This window comes from Aestuariivirga sp. (genome assembly GCF_046093005.1).
In the GTDB taxonomy this organism is placed as follows: Bacteria; Pseudomonadota; Alphaproteobacteria; order Rhizobiales; family Aestuariivirgaceae; genus Aestuariivirga.
In genome coordinates, this window is the sequence record NZ_JBJTER010000089.1 from 1 (window position 1) to 22,209 (window position 22,209).

Sequence of the window (22,209 nt, forward strand, 5' to 3'; positions counted from 1 at the left end):
GCGCCACGGCAGCAGGGCCGAATCCTGGAACGCCACGCCGGTAGTCCCCGTGGAGGCTGCGGCGCCGGGTGCGAGGCCGCCGATCTCGACCGTGCCGGAGTCCGGCGTTTCAAGGCCCAGCGCCAGCCGCAGCAGGGTGGACTTGCCGCAGCCCGATGGCCCGATCAGCGCCGTGAACGAGCCCGGCTCGCAATCGAGCGAAACGGAATCGAGCGCGGTGAGGGTCTCACCGCGCGCGTTGAAGGTCTTGGTGATGTTCCGGAGGCGTATGCTCCGGTCGCCGGCCATCAGATCTCCGCCAGCAGGGACGTGTCGAACATGTCCTTGGTGGCCTTGATGCCGACTTGCGACAGCGCGTCGATATTCTTCTGGATACCCTCCTCGGTCATCGCGAAGATGCCGGCCGGCGTTTCCATCAGCGGCTTCTGGGCGACGTTGAAGTAGATCTCGTTGTCGATGGTCCGGCCGGTGCCCTTGAACCAGGTGTCGGCGAACTTCGGCGGATAGACGTTCGGGTCCTTGAAGTTCTCCTCCCAGCCCTTGCGGCTGGCGCGCAGCCAGGACACGAGCTCCTTGCGCTTGTTCTTGAGCGTCTCCTCGGTCACCACCACGGTGTCATTGTAGATGGTGAAGCCGAAATCATAGAGCAGGAAGGACACGGCGTCGGGCCCGGCCTGCTTGATGGTGAACGGCACGTTGGTGGTGAAATCGAGCGAGGCGTCAATCTCGCCCTTGATGAGCGGCGTCGGGTCATAGGCGTAGGGCACGATGTTGACCTGGGCCTTGTCGATGTTGTTGAGCTTCAGCATCGCTTCGACCGAGATCACATTGACGGGCGGCACGGCCAGGGTCTTGCCCACGAGGTCCTGGGGCGTCTTGATCGGCTTTGAGGCGAGCGACACGATGCCGATCGGGTTCTTCTGGTATTGCGCGCCGATGATCTTGAACTTGGCGCCCTGGTCGGTGATGGCCTTCACCGTGGTGTCCGGCGTGGTGAGCGCGAGGTCCGCCTTGCCCGCCACGATGGTGCTTTCCGGGATCACGTCCGGGCCGCCGGGGAGATAGGTCAGGTCGAGGCCCTCGGCCGCGTAGAGGCCATTGTCGATGCCGACGAAATAGCCGGCGAACTCGGCGTCGTTGATCCATGCGGCCTGCATGGTCAGCGGCGTGCCGGCGGCAAGGGCGGCGCGCGGGCCGAGCAGCGCCGGGGCGGAGGCCGCGGCGGCGCTGAGCTTCAGGAATTTTCTGCGGTCGATGGCGATTCTCATGTCTTCCTCCTGGGGATCGTTGGAAAGGGATTTAGGTCAACCGATGCCTTGCATGCGCCGAAGCTCCTGCAGGGGCGGCGTCGCGGCGATCTGTTCCGGCTCCAGTAACTCCCATTTCACGCCCCGGGGCCGCTTGGCGCGCCGCTCTACCGTTATCATACGGCTTGGAGTGGCAATATAGTCCACCAGAATGTCGGTGGCACTCGGATGAAGCTTGTCCTCCACAACTTGCACATCATGGACGATGGCCACCACCGGGGTGGCTTCGTCGACGATGCCGAGCTCGGTGAACATGCCCCATTCAAGATCGAAAAATCCATGGCCCTTGCCGAAGCGCACCCCGTCCATGGATACGGCGGAGGCGCCGGTCACCATCAGGTCGAAGCGGCCGCGCCGGGCGATCTCGGCCAGCGAAATGGGCCGCGCGAAATGCTCCATGCCATCGAGCCAGGCGGCATAGAGTTCCGCCCCCTTCGGCACCATGCCGGGCTCGATATAGAGGAATCCGCGATAGATGCCGTAGGTCGACATCACGAAGGGAATGCCCTCGGCAATCATCCGGCGGCGTAAGTCGACGAGGCAGTTGTCGGGCGTGATGAAGGCATATTTGCAGGCCTTGTAGGCGGCGAGCCCGACGATCCGGTCAGTCGCCTGCTCCGAGCCCTCGAAATCGGGGATCACCTCGTTGAAATTGAGGTGGAACCGCGTATCGGGCCGCGCGACCTCTTGCAGCTTGCTCCAGATGCGTTGCCGGATGATCTTGGAATTCGACACGCCTTGCCTCTGTCCTGAATTCTTGTCTGCTTGTCATTATGGTTCCACATGCCATTCCGGTTGTCATGCGGAAAATTGCCGGTCTCCCGGTTTATCCGCCGCGTCCCGCCGGCTTGAAACAATCCGCGTAACGCCTGCGCAACGCGGCCTTCTGCACCTTGCCCATGGCGTTGCGCGGCAGTTCCGCCACTTCGAAAATGCGCTTGGGCACCTTGAAGCGTGCGAGCTTCCGGGACAGCGCCGCCACGATCTCGGCCTCCGGGGCAAGCGGCGCCCGCGCCGTCACCACCGCCACAACGCCTTCGCCGAAATCCGGGTGCGGCACGCCGATGACGGCGCTCTCGCCCACCCCCGGCAAGGCGTCGAGCACCTCCTCGATCTCCTTTGGGAAGACGTTGAAGCCGCCGCTGATGATCAGGTCCCTGGCGCGGCCCACGATGCTGACGCGGCCTGTCTCGTCGATCACGCCCACGTCGCCGGTGATGAAATAGCCGTCCTCGGTGAAGTCCTCGCGGGTCTTCTCCGGCATCCGCCAATAGCCCTTGAACACGTTGGGGCCCTTGACCTCGATGACGCCTGGCTGGCTGCCATTGATCCGGACGGCAACGCCGGGCAGCGCGAAACCAACGCTTCCAGGCAGCCGCTCGCCGTCATAGGGGTTCGAGGTGATAATGCCGGTCTCGGTCATGCCATAGCGCTCGAGAATGGCGTGGCCGGTGCGCGCCGCAAAAGCCTGGTGGGTTTCGGCCAGAAGCGGCGCCGAGCCCGAAATGAACAGCCGCATGGTGCGGCAGGCCTCGCGGGTGAGCCGGTCTTCGCCGAGGAGCCGCGTGTAGAAGGTGGGAACCCCCATCATCAGCGTGGCCCGCGGCATGGCTTCGAGCATCGCGGCGGCGTCGAACTTCGAAAACCACACGATCTCGCTCGCCGCCAGAAACGCCGTGTTGAGCGCCACGTAAAGCCCGTGCACGTGAAACACGGGGAGCGCGTGCAACAGCCGGTCACCGCTGGTGATTCGCCACAGCGCCACAAGCGTTTCGGCATTGGAGGCGAGATTGCCATGGGTGATCATCGCGCCCTTGGAGCGCCCGGTGGTGCCCGATGTATAGAGCAGCCCGGCAAGGTCATCAGCGTCGCGCGCCGCGGTGTCGTGGCGGCCGTCCATCGTCGCGGCAAGGGTTGCGAGCGAGCCTTCGCCCCGGTGATCGAGATTGGCGACCGCGAAGACCTTGTGTTGATCGCCAAGCGCGCGCATCTCCTGCTGGCGGGAGGGATCGCAGACGATCAGTTTGGGCGCCGCGTCTTCCACGAAATAGGCCACCTCCGCCGCCGTATAGGCGGTATTGAGCGGCTGGTAGACCGCGCCCAGCTTCATGACCGCGAGATAGAGAAACACGCTTTCCGGAGATTTCTCAACCTGCACCGTCACCCGGTCTCCCGCCTCGACGCCGAGGGCGGCCAGCGCATTGGCATAGCGCGCCGCGGCGTGGGCAAGATCGCCGAAACTCAGGCGCAGCGCGCCGTCCGCCGAGGTGATCGCGGTGCGCTCGGCATTGGCCGCGAACACCTGCGCGAAGCGGGAATAGAAATTCCCGGCGCTCATGCCTCCAGGAAGGCCTTCATGCGTTTCAGCGCCTCGGCGATATCGGCTTCGCTGGCGGCGTAGGACAGCCGCATGAAGCCCTTGCCGTTCTCGCCGAAGCTTTCGCCGAAGATCAGCGCCACATAGGCCTTCTCCAGCAGCTCGCGGGCAAGTTCTCGCGATGACCAGCCAGTACCCGCCACATTCGGGAAGGCATAAAAGGCCCCGCCGGGAAGCCGGCAGCGCACGCCGCTGATATCGTTGAGGCCCGCCACCACCATGTCGCGGCGGCGCTGGAAGCTTTTCCGGAAGCCCTCGATCTCGTCCATCGGACCGGTAATCGCCGCGAGCCCCGCCATCTGGGTGGCGACACTGGTGCAGGAGTGATCGACGGTGATCAGCTTCTTCACATAATCGATGAGATGCCGGGGCCAGATGCCGAAGCCCAGCCGCCAGCCGGTCATCGCGAAGGTCTTGGACCAGCCGTCGAGGATGATGGTGCGGTCCCTGAGTTCCGGAAAGCTGAGGAAACTGGTGAAATCGACACCGTCATAGACCTGGTGGCTGTAGATCTCGTCGGAGAGCACCGCCACATGCGGATGCCGCATCAGGCCTTCGGCCAGCCTGGTGATCTCGGTGCGCGCGACGACGCCGCCCGTCGGATTGGCGGGGGAGTTGATGATGACGAGGCGGGTGCGCGGCGTCACCAGCGACAGCACTTCCTCGGCGTCGAAGCCGAAATCCTTCTCCTCGCGGATGGGGTAGGGCACGGCCGTCGCCCCGCTCGAACGCGCCGCATCGCGGTAGGGCGGGAAGCCCGGATCGGGGTAGAGGATTTCCGCCCCCGGCCCGCCGAACATCTGGCAGGCGAAATAGAAGGTCACCTTGCCGCCCGGCACGATCACCACCTCATCACCAGACACCGGCACCTTGAAGCGCCCGCCCACATATTGCGCCACCGCGTCGCGCAGCACCGGCAGCCCTTGCGGGCTGGTGTAGCCGTGCGGGCCGTCGCGCACCGCTTTCTCGGCGGCGGCCAGGATGTGTTTGGGCGGCGCGAAATCGGGCTGGCCGATGCCCAGATTGATCACCGGGTGGCCCTTGGCCTTCAGCGCATTGGCGCGGTCTAGCACCGAAAAGGCGGTTTCTTCCTCGATGGCCGCGACGGCGGGATTGATTTTCAGCATCAGCTCACATCATCAATTGCAGGGTCCAGGAGGCGGCTCACGTTGCGGCCGCCGTGTCCTGTTTCTAAGGCCTTGGTGAAGGTTTCCGCAACCGCTTCCGTAAGCGCCGTGCGGCAGCCCAGCGAATCCGCCAGTCCGGCATAGTAGCCGATGTCCTTTGCGGCATTGGCGATGGCGAAGCGGTAGCCGTCGAAATCCGCCTCCAGCGCCGGGGCCACCATCTTGCGCAGCACGCCGGAATTGCCCGACCCGTTGAGCATCGCCTCATAAAGGCTTTTCCAGTCGATCCCCGCCTGGCGGGCGGCGCCGAAGGCCTCGGCCACCAGCGCCACCATGCCGGTGACCAGATAGTTGGAAATGAGCTTCGCCGTGTGCCCCGCACCCGGCGGCCCGAAATGCCTCACCGTGGTGGCAAAGCATGAGAGCACCGGCGCGATGCGGGCGAAGGTCTGCCCATCGGCGCCGCACAGCACGCCGAGCTCGCCGCGTTCGGCCTGTTCCGGACCGCCGGTCAGCGGAATGTCCGCGAAGGCGACGCCGATGGCGGCAAGCCGCCGCGCCAGTTCCCGGCTCGACGCTGGGTCGGAGGTGCCGGCGTCCAGAACCACCTGCCCCGGCCGCAGATGCGGCATCAGCGCCTTGATGGTCGCTTCGACGACGGCGGAGGTGGTGAGGCACAGGATGATCATGTCCGCCGCGGCGAGCTCCGCCAGGCTCCGGGCTTCCCGTGCACCGCTGGCCACGAGATCATCGCCCGGCCGCCGGTTGCGGTGGGCGATCACCGTCACGGCATGGCCATGCCGCAGCAGGCTGGCAGCCATGCCATGGCCCATCATCCCGGCACCCGTCAGCCCGACATGCATGCTTGCCTCATCGATTGCGCCTCCCTATGGTCCCGCGCCGGATAGCAAGGGAGTAAGGGCATCATGGCGCTGCACCGCAATTTCATCAATGGCGAATGGCTGGAAGGCAAGGGCATCCGCGAGAATGTGAACCCGTCCGACATTTCCGACATCGTCGGCGAATATGCCCAGGCCGACAAGGCCCAGACCGAGGCCGCCATCGCCGCCGCCAGAGCCGCGCAGCCGGGCTGGGCCGCCACCACGCCGCAGCAGAAGGCGGATGTTCTCGAATTCATCGGCGCCGAGTTGCTGGCCCGCAAGGACGAAATCGGCCGCCTGCTCGCCCGCGAGGAGGGAAAGCCGCTGGCCAATGGCATCGCCGAGACCATGCGCGCCGCGCAGATTTTCAAGTTCTTCGCGCAGGAGGCGCTGCGCGTCGAAGGAGTAGCCGTGTCTTCGGTGCGCCCGGGCGTCGACGTGATGATCACCCGCGAACCCCTGGGCGTTGTCGGACTGATCTGCCCGTGGAATTTCCCGATCGCCATTCCGGCGTGGAAAATGGCCCCCGCGCTGGCCTTCGGCAACAGCGTGGTGTTCAAGCCGGCTGACCTGGTTCCGGGCTGCGCCTGGGCGCTCGTCGAGATCGCCTCGCGCTCCGGCCTGCCCAGGGGCGTTCTCAACCTGGTGATGGGCCGCGGGTCCGTCGTCGGCCAGGCCATGCTCGACTCGCGCGATGTCAACGCCATTTCCTTCACCGGCTCGGTCGAGACCGGTTCGCGGGTGGCCATGGCCTGCGCGGCGCGCGGCGCCAAGTTCCAGCTCGAAATGGGCGGCAAGAACCCGCTCGTTGTGCTGGATGACGCCAACCTCGACATCGCCGTGGCGGCGGCCCTGGACGGCGCCTTCTACCAGACCGGCCAGCGCTGCACGGCGTCCTCCCGGCTCATCGTGCAGGCGAAGGTGCATGATGCCTTCGTCGAACGCATGGTCGAGGGCATGAAGAAGCTGAAGGTCGATCATGCGCTGAAGGAAGGCACGGTGATCGGACCCGTCGTCGATGAAGCCCAGATGGCCCAGGACGAGCGCTATATCCAGATCGCGCGCGATGAAGGCGGCGAACTGGCCTGGGGCGGCGAACGCCTCAACCGAGACACCAAGGGCCACTATCTGAGCCCGGCGCTGTTCGTGGGCACGACGAATGCGATGCGCATCAACCGCGAGGAGGTGTTCGGGCCGGTCGCCGCGGTGATCAGGGTCGACTCCTACGACGAGGCGCTGAGTGTCGCCAATGATACCGCTTTCGGGCTTTCCTCCGGCATCGTCACCGGTTCGCTGAAGCACGCCACCGACTTCCGCAAGAAGTCAGCCGCCGGCATGGTGATGGTGAACCTGCCCACCGCGGGCGTCGATTATCACGTGCCGTTCGGCGGCCGCAAAGGTTCGAGCTACGGCGCACGCGAGCAGGGCCGCCACGCCGTCGATTTCTATACCTCGATCAAGACGGCCTACACGCTGGCGTGAGGCGCCTGCGCCGGTTGGGAGAGCATTCTTGGTCTGTCGAAAGTAAACACCCCGCCCGCCGCGCAAGCGCTCTTTCCCCGTAGTTGCTGAAGGACGCCTTCAAGCCGAGGCGTGCCGAGGTCTTGCGCGAGCGCCGCTGCCAGGAGCACGCCACGCGCAGGCCGTATGACGGCGGTTACTCCTCGCGGAAGGCCCTGGAGAAGCTGTCTTCCAGAGGCCGCAACAGATACTCGAGGAAGGTGCGGTCGCCGGTCTTGATGAAGGCCTCGACCGGCATGCCGGACTGGATCTGGCTCTGGTTCAGGCCCGCGGGCAGCGTCTCGGCGAGGCGGATGCGCGCCGTGTAGAAGGATTCATGCCCGTTGGGGTCGGTGAAGCGGTCGGCCGAGACATAGGACACCTCGCCCGGAACGTCCGGCGTGGTCTTGCTGCTGAAGGCGACGAGGCGCAGCTGGGCGGGCTGGCCCACCCGCACCGTGTCGATGTCCTGCGGCGCGATCCGCGCCTCGACCAGCAGCTCGTAATTGGTCGGCAGGATTTCAGCCACCACGTCGCCGGGTTTGAGCGCGCTGCCCACCGTGGTTTTCGGCAGCCGGAGAATGATGCCATCGTCGGGCGAGCGGATCACCGATTTGGCCAGTATGTCCTCATGACGGAGCAATTGCTGGGTCAGGTCGGAAATGCGCGCGGCGAGATCATTGGCCTCGCTGGCCGCCGCCTCGCGCCGCCGCGCCTCAACCGTCACCACCTGCTGGTGCAGCTCGGCGATCGCCGAGCGGCGCTCGCCGATCTTCGCCGTCAGCGAGCCGATCATGCCCTGCGAGTCGGCCTCGCTGCGCCGCAGAGCGTTCACTTCCACCTTCGGCACCAGGCCCTTGGCGAGCAGGCCCTCCTTGTTGCCGAGTTCCTCGCGCAACACGCCGAGCTTGATCTCTTCGGAGTCCCTCTGGGCGGTGAGGCCGGTGATTTCCTCGCCCGCCGCCTGGGTGCGCTGCTCCAGCGCCGCGAGTTCCGCCATATGCCGCGTCAGGCGGTTGTCGAACTCGCTGCGCTGCTGCGCCAGATCCTCGCTCACCCCCATCGCCGCGGCGTCGGCCTCGAGCTTGGCCGGGAAGCTCAGGATCCGGTCGCCGCGCTGCTCGGCGCGGGCCCGCGCCAGCTGCGCGGAGGCTGAGATCAGCGCCATCTTCACCCGGTCGCGCTCGGCCAAGGTGCGCGTGGTATCGATGGTGAGCAGAACGCCGCCCGCCGGCACGCGCTCGCCCTCGCGCACCGGGATCGAGGCGATGACGCCGCCGTCCAGGTGATCGACCAGCTTGTTCTGGCCGCTCGCCTTGACAACGCCGGCGGCCACAATGGCCCCGGAAATCGGCGCGGTGGCCGCCCAATAGCCGAGGCTGCCGCAAAAGCCGAGGCTCACCAGCAGCCCCAGCAGGACGGCCTTGCCGTAGGACGTGGGTATGGCCTGCTGCCAGCCGGACTTTTCGGAAGAAGCCGCCATCGTCATGCCCCCGCCGCCTGACGCGCCATTTTCATCGGACGGGGCGCCCTCGCGGAGTCCTCCCGGTGCCTGGCCATGATCGCCTCCTTGTCGTCGAACTCGACGATGCCGCCGCCCTGCAGCCGCATGATCTTGTCGGCGCAGGCCAGCAGGGTTTCGCGCTGGGTGATCACCAGAATGGTGGCGCCGGCCGCTTTGGCATCGGAGAGCGCCTCCATCAGCGCCGCCTCGCCCTGCCGGTCAAGATTGGAATTGGGCTCGTCGAGGACCAGAAAGCGCGGCTTTCCATAAAGCGCGCGGGCGAGCGCGATACGCTGGCGCTCGCCGCCAGAGAGATGCATTTCGCCTGGCCCGATTTCTGTGTCGTAGCCTTTCGGCAGCCGCTGCACCAGGTCCTCGGCATGCGCGGCGCGCGCCGCCTGGACGATGTCGGCGTCCCGCGCGTCAGGGTCGAAGCGCGAAATGTTCTGGCCCACGGTGCCAGGCAGCAACTCCACCTCCTGCGCCACATAGCCGGTGGCGCGGCCCAGCTCTTCCGGGTTCCAGTTCTGCAATTCGTAGCCGTCGATCCTGATCTGGCCGCTGCGCGGCTGCAGGGCGCCGACCAGCAGCCGGGCCATCGTCGACTTGCCGGAACCCGAAGGGCCCAGCACCGCGACGATCTCGCCGGGCTCCAGCCGGAAGCTGAGCTTGCCGAGGATCGGCGGGCGCGACGGGTCTGCCGGATCCGGATAATGCAGTTCGGTGACGTCGATGACGCCATTGGGCGCAGGCAGCGACGTGTGGCGGCGGCCCCCGTCGGCTTTGGGAACGAAGCTCTTGACGCGCTTCCAGGCTTCCTGGGCATAGGAGATCTGGCGCCACGCGCCGATCATCTGGTCGATCGGCTGCAGGGCGCGGCCGGATATGATCGACGCGGCGAACATAAGGCCGGGCGACATCTGGTTCTCAAGCACCAGAAGCGCGCCGTAGCCGAGCACCGCCGTTTGCAGCGTGAAGCGCAGGAACTTCGAAACGCCCGCGAACCAGGCATTCATGGTTCCGGCCCCGTCGGCCGCCAGCAATGAACCCGCCTGCAGCTGCCCCCAGGCGTCGATCACGTTCTTGGTCATGCCCATGGCCACGACGCTTTCGGCGCTGCGACTGATGTGCTCGGCCTTTATGGTTGCGGCCTGCGAGAGCTCGCCCTGCTCCTCGGCGGAGGCGGAAAGCGCCCACTGGCTCAGCGCCGCCACCAGCGTCAGCACCCCCGCGCCCACCAGAGTGAGCCAGAACAGGTGCGGATGAACGAAGTACATCATGGCGATGAACAGGCCCGCGAAGGGCAGGTCGAGGATGGCGATCAGGGCCCGCGAGGAAATGAAGGCCCTGAGCGAGGCAATGTCGCGAAGCGGCTGCATGCCATGCGCGGCCGTGGACCCCTTGCGCAGCACAATGCGCATCGCGGTGTCGCTGAGCCGCACCTCGAAGCGCTGCGCCGCGCGGTTGGCGACGAGGCTGCGGGCCACATCAAGCAGCGATGTGGCGAGGAGGGCGGCCGCCATCATGACGGAAAGGTAGATCAGCGTGTCGGTGCTGCGCGACGGCAGAACGCGGTCATAAACCTGGATCGAATAGATCGATTGCGCCAGCAGCAAGATATTGATGCCGGCCGAAAACAAAGCCAGCATCGCGATGGCCCGCCAGAACGCGCTTTTCACCTTGCCGAGCGTATCCATTCCCCTATCCCGCCAGTCTAGATCAAAGGCCGTTCGCGGCCGTCCCGTGAGCCGCGAACTCCCGCCGCACGATCCGGAACAGGGGCGATTGTCGCGCGCACACGTTACCGGGAAGTTCCAGTCTGGCCGCGAACGGCGTAAAAACGCGCCGGTAATGCTGACGAATTATGAAGAATGCCGCTCGACTTGATCTGACTGGCTCTACCTGGTCAAAACCATGTTGCCGAAGCGTTGCGTCAAAAGGGTGTCGTCACGCCTTGCTGCGGAACGGCTTGGCGTTGATCTTGGTCTGGTGCCCGGCATGGGCCTTGCCGCCGGAGACGAAGGCGCCGCGGAAATACTCTTTCTGCCAGCCTTGCGCGACAGCGCCGGGGTCGTTCCTCGATAAGTCTTCCAGAAACTTGAGCCGCGAGTCCCGGGCGCTCTCGAAATCGCGCTTCACGTCGGGATAGGAGTCGATCGCCGCGAGTTCGGTTGTCACGCTGTCCACAATGCCGCGCGGAACGGGAAAAAAATGGCAAATCGGCTCGTCGCGTTCGAAGCGCACTTTGTGGCCAGGCCGGGTCATCTTCCAGTTCATCGTGAAAGTGAAGGGCGACCAATCCGTTTCCACAATCCCGGTGAGCGCCTGGATGCCGTCCTTGAAGTAGTTGACCGGCCCGCCGATCCACAGGTTGACGCCGGGGTCGGTGCGTAACAGACAGTGAATGCTGAACGTAACGATGCCCTCCCCGAAATGGCTCATCACGAAGCTGCGGGAGCCTGACTGCGTGGCAATCCTCAGGTCCTCGATGCGCTTACCGCCGTTCCAGATGATCTCGCAGGTGTCCTTGAACAGAATTTCCCAGCCATGGGAATTGGCGATCAGCAGCGGCAGGCAGCGGGCGGCAAAGCGCTGCGGCGTGGCGTCAATCCAGCTTCGTTCGGCTGGCGCCGGGCGGACATCGAATGCGGCGCCGGTCTCCGGCGGAGAAAAAGTCAAACATCTGATTTTCATGTCCGTCACGCTGCTTCAACACGATGCCCCATGCCGCTGAGCCTTACATCAGTTAGGACCGGCATGGAATATCTCCCGTGGCCCGCCACCGCTGGCAAGACCGGTGACAAGAAATGATGGCCGTGGAATACTGCGCCAAACCGAGGAAAGAGGCCGCCATGAAAACCCGTGCCGCCGTTGCCTTCGAGGCGGGAAAGCCGCTCGAAATCGTCGATGTCGATCTGGAGGGGCCCAAGGCCGGCGAAGTGCTGGTCGAGGTGAAGGCCACCGGCGTCTGCCACACCGATGAATTCACGCTTTCGGGCGCCGATCCGGAAGGCTTGTTTCCGGCGATCCTCGGCCATGAAGGTGCCGGCGTCGTCGTCGACGTGGGGCCCGGCGTCACCTCCTTGAAGGCGGGCGATCACGTCATCCCGCTCTATACGCCGGAATGCCGCCAGTGCCCGTCCTGCCTGTCGCGCAAGACCAATCTGTGCACGGCGATCCGCGCCACCCAGGGCCAGGGCGTGATGCCGGACGGCACCTCGCGCTTTTCCTATCGTGGCCGCAAGGTCCATCACTACATGGGCTGCTCCACCTTCTCCAACTTTACTGTGCTGCCGGAGATCGCGCTCGCCAGGGTGAACGCGGCCGCGCCATTTGACAAGATCTGTTACATCGGCTGCGGCGTCACCACCGGGGTGGGGGCGGTGCTCAACACCGCGCAGGTCGAGGCGGGGGCCACCGCCATCGTCTTCGGCCTTGGCGGCATCGGTCTCAATGTCATCCAGGGTCTGAGGCTGGCGGGCGCCGACATGATCATCGGCGTCGACATCAATGAGTCCAAGAAGCCCTGGGGCGAGCGCTTCGGGATGACGCATTTCGTCAATCCTGCGGCGATCGAGGGTGATCTCGTTCCCTATCTGGTGAACATGACCAAGCGCGGCGCAGACCAGATCGGCGGCGCTGACTACACCTTCGACTGCACCGGCAATGTGAAGGTGATGCGCATGGCGCTCGAATCCTGCCACCGCGGCTGGGGCCAGTCGATCATCATCGGCGTGGCCGGCGCCGGGCAGGAGATTTCAACCCGCCCGTTCCAGCTGGTGACGGGCCGCGTGTGGAAAGGCACGGCCTTCGGCGGCGCCCGCGGCCGCACCGACGTGCCGAAGATCGTCGACTGGTACATGGCGGGCAAGATCGAGATCGATCCGATGATCACCCACACCATGCCGCTGGAGCAGATCAACACCGCCTTCGACCTCATGCATGAAGGCAAATCGATCCGCAGCGTGATTGTGTTCTAGCGTGTGGCGGCCAGCATCACCGCGGTCGCATCATCGGCCGGTTTGAAGCGCGGGTGGCGCAGGCAGCCGGGGTCGCTGGCCTCGGTGGCCCGCACCAGCTCCAGCACCTTAGCCACGCTCGCCGCGCTGGCATCCATGAGCCGGGCGTCGTCCATCAGCCCATAGGTGTCCACGGCGCGGTAATAGCCATCGGTGCAGAGCAGCGTCTGATCGGGCCAGCCGAGCTCCACGATCTCCGGCATTGCCAGCGCGTCACGGCTGCATTCGAGAACGCTGTAGCCGTCCGGACGGTTGCGCCGGGCGCGCGATTCCCGCAGTTGCGGCGCGAATTCAGCGAGCAGGGCCTTGACGTCGAACACGCCTTGCTGGCGGCGCTTGTGGGCCTCGCGGGCCAGCCAGTGATCGAAGCTGTTGTTGGGCGAGGCTGCGAGGATCAGGCCGCCGCCGCCCGCCTGGCGGGTGAGCAGGCAGGAATCGCCCAGCCGCAGGCATTGCCAGCCACCGGCGTAGCGCTTGACCAGCACCAGGCAGGCGGCCGGCGGATCATAATCGCGCGGCAGGTCCAGGCTGGCCGCCGCCGCCGCCCAGTCGGCCATCAGCCGGGCGACAAGCTCATGCAGCAGGGTGTCAGGCGCGATGCCGCGCGGGGCCAACTCAGCCAGATGAGCCTGCGCGCAAGCCACCAGCCATTGCGCATCGCTTCCGGCAGAGAGGTGATTGCGCGGATTGATGCCGGTCACCCCGTCCAGGATCCATGCGGCCGAGACGTTTCCCGGGTCTCCGGCATAGCCGAAGCCGTCTTCGTTGACCGTACCGCTGCCCTGGCTCACGGCGCCCAGAAGCTTCATGATTCCGCCCCATGATGTCTCTGACACGACTCATCGCTGAGGAGCCGGCCTGTTGCAAGCCTGCTGCGCGCCCGCGCGCTGTCCTTGCGCGAAAGGCATTTTCGTGGTGATTTCCCTTACGAAAGGGCGTGGCATGATTTGTGAAATCTGCGTCGACTCAGCTGAAGGCGTCGCCGCCGCGAAGGCGGCGGGCGCCGCGCGGGTTGAGCTTTGCGCCAGCCTGATCGAGGGTGGCATCACGCCGAGCCGCGGCATGATCCGCGCGGCGCGCAAGGTGCCGGGCATCAAGCTCCACGTGATCATCCGGCCGCGCGGCGGCGACTTTCTGTTCAGCGATGCCGAATTCGCGGCGATAGCCGCCGACATCGCCTGCGCCAAAGAGGAGGGGGCCGATGGCGTGGTGATCGGCCAACTGACCGCCGATGGCCTCATCGACGTGCCCCGCACCCGGGAGCTGATGGCGCTGGCAAGGCCGATGGCCATTACGTTCCACCGCGCCTTCGACATGACGCCAGACCCGTTCGCGGCGCTTGAAACGCTGATCGAACTCGGCGTCGACCGGGTTCTCACATCGGGCCAGGAGGCGAGCGTGCTCGAAGGCCTGCCGCTGATCGCCGCGCTGATCGAGAGGGCGGGAGACCGCATCATCGTCATGCCGGGCGGCGGCATCACGGCGCGCAATGTGGCGCGCATCGTCGCCGTCGCGCAGCCGAAGGAGATTCATTTCGCGGCGCTGGAACTGGAAGCCGGCGGCATGCGGTTCCGGCGCGGGCATGTGTTCATGGGCGGCGAACTTCGGCCGCCCGAATATGACCGGCTGATGACATCGGAAACGGCGATCCGGTCGGTGATCGGACAAGCGGGCTAGCAGCAGGAGGACACGATGGCGCAAGCGCAGGACCTGGCAAGAACCGAATCGGCGGCCGCCCTGGCGGGCCGTATCCGGCGCCGGGAGGTTTCGCCCGTCGAGGTGATGGACGCCGCCATCGCCCGCATCGAGGCGCATAACCACAAGATCAACGCGCTCATCATTCTGCATCTCGACCAGGCGCGGGAGGCGGCGAAACAGGCCGAGGCGGCGGTGATGCGCGGCGATGAGCTGGGGCCGCTGCACGGCGTGCCGGTGGCCATGAAGGACTGTTTCGACTTCAAGCCGGGCTGGGTTTGCACCTTCGGCGGCGTGCGGGCGCTCAAGAACTGGACGGCGGATTTCCACTGCGTCTGGGCCGAGCGCATGGAGAAGGCGGGCGCCATCATCGTCGGCAAGACCAACAGCCCGGTGTTCGGCTTCCGCGGCACCTGCGACAATTACATGTATGGGCCGTCGCGCAATCCCTTCAATCTCGACAAGAACACCGGCGGTTCGTCCGGCGGCAGCGCCGGAGCGGTGGCGGCGGGTCTGTTGCCCATATGCGAGGGCACCGATGGCGGCGGCTCCACCCGCATTCCCTCGGCCTGGAGCGGCACCTATGGCTACAAGGCCTCGTTCGGCCGCGTGCCGCTGGTGTCGCGGCCCGATGCCTTTGGCAACATGACGCCGTTCATTTTCGAAGGCCCCATCACCCGTACCGTCGAGGACGCCGCCCTCGCCATGTCGGCGCTGCAGGGCTATGATTCGCGTGACCCTTTCGCGCTCGAAGGCCAGGTGGATTTCATCGGCGCGCTCGGCGCTTCGATCAAGGGAAAGCGCATCGCCTATACCCGCGATTATGACGTCTTCCCGGTCGACAAGCGGGTGACCGCGGTCACCGACAAGGCGGTGGACGCGCTGCGCGCGGCGGGCGCCATCGTCGAAGAGGTGAAGATCGGCATCAAGCACTCGCATATGGAGCTGAGCGAGGCCTGGTGCCGCTTCTGCGCGGCGAAACAGGTGGTGGTGCTGGAAGGCTTCAAGCGCCAGGGCATCGACATTCAGCGCGATCACCATGACGACATGCCGCCCGAATTCTGGCACTGGGACGCGATCGGCCGGAAGATGACGGCGGTCGACTGGCTCAATGACCAGGCGATCCGCACCGGGGTTTATGATGCGCTGCGGCGGGTGTTCGACAAATATGATTTGCTGGTGGCGCCCACGCTCTCCTGCCTGGCGGTTGACAACGCCACCGACGGCAACACGCTGGGGCCCGCGGAGGTCAATGGCGAGAAGATCAACCGGCTGATCGGCTGGTGCATGACCTTCCTGATCAACTTCAATGGCCATCCGGCCGCTTCCTGCCCGGCGGGCCTCGCCGAAAACGGCTTGCCGGTGGGGCTGCAGATCGCCGGCCGGCGCTATGACGATCATGGCGTGATCGCGGCCAGCGCCGCATTGGAGCGGGTGAGGCCGTGGATGGACAGCTATCGCATGATCAGGGTTTGAGTTGCGCCGATATTGTCGGCGCGGTGTTTTTGTGACAGTTTTCTGCGGAGAAGGCCCTGCCGATGACAAGAGGGCCACAAACGGGAGGTAAGAATGAGCATTCGGAAAGAGAAAGAACTTCTTCTGCAGGCGTCCTCGCGCGAGGCCCTGCGGCGCGGTGAGATCGACCGCCGCGAATTCCTGGCGCGCAGCCTGATGGCCGGCCTCGGCATGGCGGGCGTCGGCGTTGTGGGCAAGAGCAGCATCATGCCGGCGCTGGCCCAGGACCGGCCGCTGACGCCGACCTTCTACCAGTGGATTCAGGACCTTCATCCCAGCATCCCGAAGGTCAATGAGCGCTTCCCCGGCATCAATTACCAGATCGCGCCGGTCGAAGGCTTCGGCATCGAGCGTTTCGTGGCCGAGGCAAAGAACGGCGAATCGACCTGGGACGTCTATGTGGGCCAGACGCCGTTCGTCGAAATGACGGCGATGATCAAGGCCGGCGTCATCGAGCCGTGGGACGACTACATTCCGAAGGATGTGCTCGACGACATGATCCCCTCGATCCGCGCCGAAGGCACGGTTGACGGCAAGCTCTATGGCTGGCCGTTCCTGCTCGATGTGATCGGCAATTCCTGGCACTCCGGCATCACCGGCAAGGCAGGGCTTCCCGACAAGGCGCCGGAGACCTGGGATGAGCACATGGCCAATGCCAAGGCGGTGGTCGATTCCAAGGCGGCGCCCTATGGCGCGGCCTATGACGCGCGCGGCTGGCGCTCGCTGGCGCCGATGACGCATTCGATGAGCACCGATGTCTATACGCCGGAAGGCCTGTTCAACTTCGAGAGCGACGCGGCGATCTCGGCGCTGCAGCTCATGAAGCAGATCTACGCCATGTCGACGCCGGACCTGCTGCTCGAAGGCTCCTCCGACGGCGGCGTCAACGGCACGCCGGACGAGGTGGCGGTCGCCGCCCAGCGCGTGGGCTATTATTCCAAATACTTCAACGCGCCGCTGCGCATGGCCCAGTACTGGGACGATCCCAAGGCGCTGCGGCTCGGGCCCTTGCCGAAATTCGCCAATGGCGAGGGGTCAACGGTGTTCTGGACCACCGGTTGCGCGCTGTTCAAGCACGGCAAGAACAAGGAGAAGGTGGTCGAGTACATCCGCGCGCTCACCTATGATCCGCAGATCTGGCAGGATTCGATCGTCGGCACGGCGAGCGGGCATCCCGGCCACCTGCCGCCCTACAAGTCGATCTATGCCGGCTGGGACGCCAACAAGCCGGACTGGATGCCGGAGTTCGTGGGTCTGGTGCGCGGCCAGCTCGACCGCGCCAAGGCCATCAGCAACCATCTCTTCGGCCTGCAGCAATTCGTGATCGGCAAGCCGATCTGGGATGCTTACCTCAAGGGCGAGGAGACGGACGAAAAGGCGGTGATGAAGAAAGTCACCGAGGCCGTGCAGGCCGAAATGAACCGCGGCTAGTCCGGGATCCGGGGCCTGATGCGCCGGGGCGCGTGCAAGCGCGCTCCGGCCGCCATTCCGGAAACCTGAACGGCGATGTCCACCGCAAGCCTGACCCATCCTCACCGCGCGCTGGCGCTGCGCCGGGATCTGCTCACCTGGGCGTTCCTGGTGCCGGCGGTCGCTTTCTTCGTCGGCTATCAGGCCTATCCGATTATCCGGGTGGTGTGGCTCAGCTTCACGGATTTCCAGTATCTGAGCAACGAGCCGGCCAATTTCGTCGGCTTCGACAATTATGTGTCCGCCCTGAGCGACCCCCTGATGTGGGCCAGCCTGTGGCGCGCCACGCTCTTCACCCTCATGTTCCTGCCCGGCTGCATCGTGCTGCCGCTGATCCTCGCCATCCTGATCGACCGGGTGCAGAACCCGGTGCTGGCCACCGTCTACCGGGTGATCCTGCTCATTCCCGCGGTGATTCCCAGCACGCTCGTCTTCGTGCTGTGGAAGTGGATGTATAATTTCCAGTCCGGCCCGATCAATCATTTCCTGGTCAACACCATGGGCTGGTTCAGCCTGCAGGACGCGCCGCAATGGCTGGGCGGCACGGCGCTCACGCTCCCCGCCATCGCCGTCATGGAGGTGTGGTGGGGGCTTGGCTATCACACGATCTACTTCCTCGCCGGGCTCGCCGCCATACCCAAGGACCTGCCGGAAGCGGCCCGCATCGACGGCGCCAATGAGTGGCAGATGTTCTGGCACGTGACCCTGCCGGGCCTGATGCCGATCATGATGATCCTGGTGGTGCTGCGATTTGGCACCGCCATGGCGGTGATCGACGAATATCTCATCTTCGGCGGTTTCAACCGCGAGTCGCCAACCTACACCTGGACCATCTTCATGTATGACCAGGCCTTCAAGCTGGGCCTGTGGCGCCAGGGTTTCGCCGCCGCCATCGGCATGATCGGCGCCGTGGCGATGATGATCGTGATGGTCATCCTCCTGCGCGTTTTCCGGACGCGGGGGTGAGGGTGATGAGCCAGTCAGCCGCCAGCGCGAACGCTCAGCCGGGCTGGCTCGCGCGCAATTATGCCGCCATCATCCGGCACGGCGTCATCTGGTTCTTCATGATCGTCATCCTGCTGCCCTTGTCCTGGGTGCTGATCATGTCGGTGAAATCCAGGCCCGATGCGATGCGCGGCGATTTCTGGCCGCGGAAATTCGATTTCACCACCTATGCCTATGTGTTCCAGAAGATCGAGACGCTGCCCATCAACATGTGGAACAGCATCTATGTGACGGCGGCAACCGTGCTGCTCACCACCGCCTGCGCGGTGCTGGCGGGCTATGCGCTCGTCCATATGCGCCCGCGTTTCGGCGGCATCGTGGTGGCGGCACTGCTGGCCTCGCTCTATTTCCCCACCCGCGTGGTGTCGATCATCAGCGTCTATGAGATCCAGAGCGGGCTCGGCCTCATCAACAGCACGACGGGGCTGATCCTGCCCTACATCACCCTCAATCTGGCGATCAGCGTGCTCATCATGCGCAGCGTGTTCCAGTATGTGCCGCATGAGGTGATCGAGGCGGCGAAGGTCGATGGCGCGGGCCCGTTGCGCACGCTCCTCACCATCGCCCTGCCGATGGCGCGGAACGGCCTCGTGGTGGTGTTCATCGTCAATTTCGTCACCGCCTGGGGCGAGTTCCTGCTGTGCTCGACGCTCACCAACGATCAGGAGGCGCGCACCATGCCGGTGGTGCTGGCGGGTGCGCAGGGCGGGCTTGGCCAATGGACCTGGCCAAACCTTGCCGCCGTCTACATGATCGTGGTGACGCCCGGCATCCTGGCCTTCACCTTCGCCCAGAAATTGTTCTTCAAGGGCCTCGCCGAAGGCGTGGTGAAGGGCTGACGCGCCATCTGGACGGCGGCGGCAAACTGGGCGAAAATCCACATCCTCATGGAATGGCTATCTGGCAATAATTTCCTCCTGGCGCTTGCCGTCTGCGCCGCGGCAGCGCTGTCGACGGTGATCGGCAGCCTGTTCGTGATATTTTCCAGGGAGCCCAACCCGCGGCTTCTGGCCTTCGGGCTGGCCTTTTCCGGGGGCGCGATGGTCTATGTCTCGCTCGTTGAGATCTTCTGGAAAGCGGATGCGGGCTTTGCCGCGCTCCATGATCCCAGGACCGCCTATGTCTATGCCACGCTGGCGTTTTTCGCCGGGGTGCTGGTGCTGATGGCGGTCGACCGGTGGATGCCCAATCCGCATGCCGCGATCACGCCGGGCAATGGCGGCGATGAGCACATCAAGCGGCTCGGCGTGCTTGCAGCGCTTGCCATCACCGCCCACAACCTGCCGGAAGGGCTTGCGACGTTCCTTGCCACACTGGACAATCCGGTGGTGGGCATTTCGCTGGCCGCGGCCATCGCCATTCACAACATCCCGGAAGGCGTGTCGATCGCCATCCCGATCTACTATGCCACGGGCAGCAAGCGGAAAGCGGTGATCGCCACCGTGCTCTCGGCGCTGGCCGAGCCGGTGGGCGCGCTGATCGGCTATGCCATTCTGGCGCCGTTCCTGGGCCCGGCTGTGTTCGCCGTGGTGTTCGGCATGATCGCCGGCGCCATGGTGTTTCTGGCGCTCGATGAGTTGCTGCCCACCGCCAAGCGCTATGCCCAGGGCCATGAGACGGTCTATGGCATGGTCACCGGCATGGCGGCGCTGGCCGCCAGCCTGGTGCTGTTCAAATAGTCCTGATGCCAGGTCAGAAAGGCATTGCAATTGGTTCGAAGTCGAACTATATAGTTCGATATCGAACCAATGAGGTGACACATGGCTCTTTCGCGCCGCAAAACCCTGGCTCTGGTCGGCGGAGGCGTCATCGTCGCGGCGGCGGGCGCCACCGCCTATACGGTGACCCGCCAGCCGGAAACCGCGCTCAACCCCTGGAAGACCGCCGGCAGCCAGGATGAGATTCGGCGCAAGGCCCTGTCTTTCGCGCTGCTGGCGCCCAACCCGCACAACCGCCAGCCGTGGCTCGTCGATCTCGCAGGCGAGGATCAGGTGGTGCTCTATGCCGATCTGCAGCGGCTTCTGCCGGAGACCGACCCCTACAGCCGGCAGATCACCCTGGGGCTTGGGGGCTTCCTGGAGCTCATGCGCATGGCCGCCGCGCAGGACGGCTACCGGGTCGAACTCTCGCTGTTTCCGGAGGGCGAAAACCCCGCGGCGCTCGATCAGCGGCCGGTTGCCCGCGCTGTCTTCCGCGCCGATCCGGGCGTTCAGCCAGACCCGCTGTTCGCCCATGTCCTCGCCCGCCGGTCTCTGAAGGAGCCCTATGACACGGCGCGGCCGGTGCCGGCCGATGTGCTCCCGGTTATCGCCGCCAGCGTCAATTCCGGCTCGCGGTTCGGCGGCTCCGTGGCGCAGGATGACATCGGCCAGTTCCGCGGCCTCACCCGCGAGGCGCTGCGCATCGAACTCGAGACGCCGCGCACCTACAAGGAAAGTGTGGATGTGTTCCGCATCGGCCGCCGCGAGGTCGACGCCAATCCGGACGGCATCGACTTCACCGGCCCGCTTTTCGAAACGCTCCGGCTGTTTGGCCTGTTCACGCGCGCGCAGGCGCTCGACCCGGCGTCGTCCGCCTACCAGGCGGGCGTTGAGGCCGTGTTTGCCAACGCCGACACCGCCATGGGCCATGTCTGGCTGGTCACCGCGGCCAATACGAGGCGGGATCAGATCGCCGCCGGGGCGGACTGGCTGCGCGTCAACCTCGCCCTCACCGGCGCCGGAGTCGGCACCCAGCCGCTGAGCCAGGCCTTGCAGGAATATCCCGAGATGGCCGCACTCTACGCCGATATCCACAAGCGGCTGGCGCCCGGCGGCGGAACGGTTCAGATGTTCGCGCGGATCGGCTATGGTCCGGCGGCGGAGCCCAGTCCGCGCTGGCCGCTGGAAAAGAAGATTGTCGAAACCTGACGACGCCACCAGGCTGATTTTCGCGTTCTTCAACGAAATCGCCATCATCAGCCAGCTGTCCGGCAGGATGCTGGAAGAGGCGTTGCCCGGCGGATTTCTCGCCTCGCATTTCGGGGTTCTCAACCACCTCGTCCGGCTGGGCGATGGCCGCACGCCGCTGGCGATCGCCCGGGCCTTTCAGGTGCCCAAGACCACGATGACCCACACGCTGGCGGGGCTTGAGAAGGCCGGGCTCATCAGCCTCGCGCCCAACCCCGCCGACGGACGCTCAAAATGCGTCAAGCTCACCCCGGAAGGCCGCCGTTTCCACGATGCGGCGATTATGCGGCTGCAGCCTCAGCTCCAAACGATCGCGGAACGCTTTCCGCCCGGGAACATCGCCGCCATGCTGCCCATGCTCTCGGACATCCGCGCCTACCTCGACAAGCTGCGAGACCGGTAGCGGGTCAGATGCCGATCAGCACTTTGCCGTTTTCGACCTTCACCGGATAGGTCTTGAGGTTGATGCACACAGGCGCGCCCTTGGCCTCGCCGGTGCGGTAATCGAAGCGGCCGTTGTGCTTGGGGCATTCGATGATGTTGTCCATCACCAGCCCGTCCGCCAGATGCACTTTCTCATGCGTGCAGAGGCCATCGGTGGCGTAATACGTGTCGTCCGGCGCGCGGTAGATCGCATAGCTGCGCCCGTCATGGTCAAAGCGCATGACATCCTCCCGCGCGACATCGCCGGTGGCGCAGGCTTCAATCCATTGTGTCATGCGCGCGTGCTCCAGCGGTGCGGCGGGTTGATGCTTGAAGATTACCCGCAAGCGGCGGATGGAACAAGGCCGGCGGACACACTCTCGCCAAAGATCGGGAGGATACGTCCGTATGCTTTGGACGCGAACAAAGGCGGCCACC

Annotated in this window: 21 protein-coding genes; 10 read left to right on the forward strand and 11 right to left on the reverse strand. The window is 65.2% G+C overall.

Annotation, left to right across the window (positions count from 1 at the left end):
* The 6 genes from ACKOED_RS07550 to ACKOED_RS07575 all read right to left on the reverse strand — a co-directional run.
* Window positions 1-288, reverse strand: a 288-nt coding sequence (locus ACKOED_RS07550) for an ATP-binding cassette domain-containing protein (RefSeq protein ID WP_408915972.1), incomplete at its 3' end; no start/stop codon positions are given.
* Complete coding sequence (locus ACKOED_RS07555; RefSeq protein WP_408915973.1) at window positions 288-1,268, reverse strand: ABC transporter substrate-binding protein; 981 nt, start codon at window positions 1,266-1,268, stop codon at window positions 288-290. The genes ACKOED_RS07550 and ACKOED_RS07555, both read right to left, overlap by 1 nt.
* Window positions 1,269-1,304: 36 nt before the next feature.
* Complete coding sequence (locus ACKOED_RS07560; RefSeq protein WP_408915974.1) at window positions 1,305-2,042, reverse strand: 5-formyltetrahydrofolate cyclo-ligase; 738 nt, start codon at window positions 2,040-2,042, stop codon at window positions 1,305-1,307.
* Window positions 2,043-2,133: 91 nt separating this feature from the next.
* Window positions 2,134-3,645 carry an AMP-binding protein gene (locus ACKOED_RS07565; protein WP_408915975.1) on the reverse strand — a complete coding sequence of 504 codons (1,512 nt, stop codon included), beginning with the start codon at window positions 3,643-3,645 and terminating at the stop codon, window positions 2,134-2,136.
* Complete coding sequence (locus ACKOED_RS07570; RefSeq protein WP_408915976.1) at window positions 3,642-4,811, reverse strand: pyridoxal phosphate-dependent aminotransferase; 1,170 nt, start codon at window positions 4,809-4,811, stop codon at window positions 3,642-3,644. Before ACKOED_RS07570 ends, ACKOED_RS07565 begins: the two co-directional genes overlap by 4 nt.
* Window positions 4,811-5,674 (reverse strand): NAD(P)-dependent oxidoreductase, encoded by an 864-nt coding sequence (locus tag ACKOED_RS07575; RefSeq protein WP_408915977.1) that lies wholly within the window; start codon window positions 5,672-5,674, stop codon window positions 4,811-4,813. Before ACKOED_RS07575 ends, ACKOED_RS07570 begins: the two co-directional genes overlap by 1 nt.
* Before the next feature lie 60 nt (window positions 5,675-5,734).
* Here ACKOED_RS07575 and ACKOED_RS07580 point away from each other — a divergent pair, with 60 nt between their 5' ends.
* Window positions 5,735-7,174, forward strand: a complete 1,440-nt coding sequence (locus ACKOED_RS07580) for an aldehyde dehydrogenase family protein (RefSeq protein WP_408916043.1) — start codon at window positions 5,735-5,737, stop codon at window positions 7,172-7,174.
* A gap of 175 nt (window positions 7,175-7,349) precedes the next feature.
* Here ACKOED_RS07580 and ACKOED_RS07585 read toward each other — a convergent pair whose 3' ends face one another.
* From ACKOED_RS07585 to ACKOED_RS07595, 3 genes are all read right to left on the reverse strand, one after another.
* On the reverse strand, window positions 7,350-8,681 hold the full coding sequence (locus ACKOED_RS07585) for an HlyD family type I secretion periplasmic adaptor subunit (RefSeq protein WP_408915978.1): 1,332 nt from the start codon (window positions 8,679-8,681) through the stop codon (window positions 7,350-7,352).
* Complete coding sequence (locus ACKOED_RS07590; protein ID WP_408915979.1) at window positions 8,678-10,393, reverse strand: type I secretion system permease/ATPase; 1,716 nt, start codon at window positions 10,391-10,393, stop codon at window positions 8,678-8,680. Before ACKOED_RS07590 ends, ACKOED_RS07585 begins: the two co-directional genes overlap by 4 nt.
* Window positions 10,394-10,643: 250 nt before the next feature.
* Window positions 10,644-11,390 (reverse strand): DUF6065 family protein, encoded by a 747-nt coding sequence (locus ACKOED_RS07595; protein ID WP_408915981.1) that lies wholly within the window; start codon window positions 11,388-11,390, stop codon window positions 10,644-10,646.
* Window positions 11,391-11,548: 158 nt separating this feature from the next.
* Here ACKOED_RS07595 and ACKOED_RS07600 point away from each other — a divergent pair, with 158 nt between their 5' ends.
* The gene (locus tag ACKOED_RS07600; RefSeq protein WP_408915982.1) at window positions 11,549-12,676 is read left to right on the forward strand and encodes an S-(hydroxymethyl)glutathione dehydrogenase/class III alcohol dehydrogenase; all 1,128 of its coding nucleotides are present in this window, start codon (window positions 11,549-11,551) and stop codon (window positions 12,674-12,676) included.
* Here ACKOED_RS07600 and ACKOED_RS07605 read toward each other — a convergent pair.
* Window positions 12,673-13,524, reverse strand: coding sequence for a protein phosphatase 2C domain-containing protein (locus ACKOED_RS07605; RefSeq protein ID WP_408915983.1), 852 nt, complete (start codon window positions 13,522-13,524; stop codon window positions 12,673-12,675). The two genes, ACKOED_RS07600 and ACKOED_RS07605, sit on opposite strands and share 4 nt — an antisense overlap.
* 133 nt (window positions 13,525-13,657) lie before the next feature.
* Between ACKOED_RS07605 and ACKOED_RS07610 the strand changes: the two genes are divergently transcribed.
* The 8 genes from ACKOED_RS07610 to ACKOED_RS07645 all read left to right on the forward strand — a co-directional run bounded on the left by ACKOED_RS07610 (window position 13,658) and on the right by ACKOED_RS07645 (window position 21,751).
* On the forward strand, window positions 13,658-14,392 hold the full coding sequence (locus tag ACKOED_RS07610) for a copper homeostasis protein CutC (RefSeq protein WP_408915984.1): 735 nt from the start codon (window positions 13,658-13,660) through the stop codon (window positions 14,390-14,392).
* Window positions 14,393-14,407: 15 nt separating this feature from the next.
* Window positions 14,408-15,886 carry an amidase gene (locus ACKOED_RS07615; protein WP_408915985.1) on the forward strand — a complete coding sequence of 493 codons (1,479 nt, stop codon included), beginning with the start codon at window positions 14,408-14,410 and terminating at the stop codon, window positions 15,884-15,886.
* 93 nt (window positions 15,887-15,979) lie between these two features.
* Complete coding sequence (locus ACKOED_RS07620) at window positions 15,980-17,356, forward strand: ABC transporter substrate-binding protein (RefSeq protein WP_408915986.1); 1,377 nt, start codon at window positions 15,980-15,982, stop codon at window positions 17,354-17,356.
* A 75-nt stretch (window positions 17,357-17,431) separates the two neighbouring features.
* Window positions 17,432-18,361: a carbohydrate ABC transporter permease gene (locus ACKOED_RS07625; RefSeq protein WP_408915987.1), complete on the forward strand. Its 930-nt coding sequence runs from the start codon at window positions 17,432-17,434 to the stop codon at window positions 18,359-18,361.
* Between the two features lie 5 nt (window positions 18,362-18,366).
* Entirely contained in the window at window positions 18,367-19,239 is an 873-nt protein-coding gene (locus tag ACKOED_RS07630) for a carbohydrate ABC transporter permease (RefSeq protein WP_408915988.1), read from the forward strand.
* A gap of 48 nt (window positions 19,240-19,287) precedes the next feature.
* Window positions 19,288-20,079 (forward strand): zinc transporter ZupT, encoded by a 792-nt coding sequence (zupT, locus tag ACKOED_RS07635; protein WP_408915989.1) that lies wholly within the window; start codon window positions 19,288-19,290, stop codon window positions 20,077-20,079.
* 81 nt (window positions 20,080-20,160) lie between these two features.
* A complete protein-coding gene (locus ACKOED_RS07640) occupies window positions 20,161-21,309 on the forward strand; it encodes an Acg family FMN-binding oxidoreductase (protein WP_408915990.1) in 1,149 nt (382 codons plus the stop codon).
* Entirely contained in the window at window positions 21,296-21,751 is a 456-nt protein-coding gene (locus ACKOED_RS07645; protein WP_408915991.1) for a MarR family winged helix-turn-helix transcriptional regulator, read from the forward strand. Before ACKOED_RS07640 ends, ACKOED_RS07645 begins: the two co-directional genes overlap by 14 nt.
* A 4-nt stretch (window positions 21,752-21,755) precedes the next feature.
* Here ACKOED_RS07645 and ACKOED_RS07650 read toward each other — a convergent pair whose 3' ends face one another.
* A complete protein-coding gene (locus tag ACKOED_RS07650) occupies window positions 21,756-22,067 on the reverse strand; it encodes a MocE family 2Fe-2S type ferredoxin (protein WP_408915992.1) in 312 nt (103 codons plus the stop codon).
* Window positions 22,068-22,209: the final 142 nt, after the last annotated feature.